Annotated in this window: 1 protein-coding gene; it reads left to right on the top strand. The window is 38.1% G+C overall.

The genetic code is table 11. From position 1 onward, the window contains the following. A partial coding sequence (locus tag PCY08_RS09945) for an ISL3 family transposase (RefSeq protein ID WP_301560230.1) occupies nucleotides 1-1010 on the top strand: 1010 nt, incomplete at both ends.

Raw genomic sequence — 1010 nt, 5'->3', positions numbered from 1 at the left:
GCTAAACTGGACTATGACGCCCCGTCTTGCCCTGAGTGCGGATGTCAAATGAAGAAATATGATTTTCAAAAACCGTCGAAAATTCCTTACCTCGAAACGACTGGTATGCCTACCAGAATTCTTCTTAGAAAGCGTCGTTTTAAGTGCTATCATTGCTCGAAAATGATAGTCGCTGAAACCTCTATCGTTAAGAAGAATCATCAAATTCCTCGTATTATCAACCAAAAGATTGCTCAAAAGTTGATTGAAAAGACTTCTATGACTGATATTGCACATCAGCTATCCATTTCAACTTCAACTGTCATTCGTAAGCTCAATGACTTTCACTTTAAGCATGATTTTTCTCGTCTTCCCGAGATTATGTCTTGGGACGAGTACGCCTTTACCAAGGGAAAGATGAGCTTTATTGCACAAGATTTTGACAAGCTCAATATCATCACCCTTCTTGAAGGAAGAACACAAGCAGTCATCCGAAATCACTTTCTTAAATATGATAGAGCGGTCCGATGTCGAGTGAAAATCATTACTATGGATATGTTTAGTCCTTACTATGCCTTAGCTAAACAGCTTTTTCCATGTGCTAAAATCGTTCTAGATCGTTTTCACATTGTTCAACATCTTAGCCGAGCTATGAGTCGGGTTCGTGTCCAAATCATGAATCAATTTGATCGAAAATCTCATAAATACAAGGCCATCAAGCGCTATTGGAAACTAATCCAACAAGATAGTCGTAAACTCAGCGATAAACGATTTTATCGCCCTACTTTTCGCATGCACTTAACGAATAAAGAAATTCTAGACAAGCTTTTGAGCTATTCCGAAGACTTGAAACACCACTATAATCTCTATCAGCTCTTGCTTTTTCACTTTCAGAATAAAGAGCCTGACAAATTTTTCGGACTTATTGAGGAAAATCTAAAGCAGGTTCATCCTCTTTTTCAGACTGTCTTGAAAACCTTCCTCAAGGTTAAAGAAAAGATTGTCAACGCCCTTCAATTACCTTATTCCAA

Origin of the sequence: Streptococcus sp. SO4 (assembly GCF_030440055.1) — a bacterium.
In the GTDB taxonomy this organism is placed as follows: domain Bacteria; phylum Bacillota; class Bacilli; order Lactobacillales; family Streptococcaceae; genus Streptococcus; species Streptococcus nidrosiense.
This window is presented reverse-complemented; position numbering and strand designations above follow the sequence as displayed.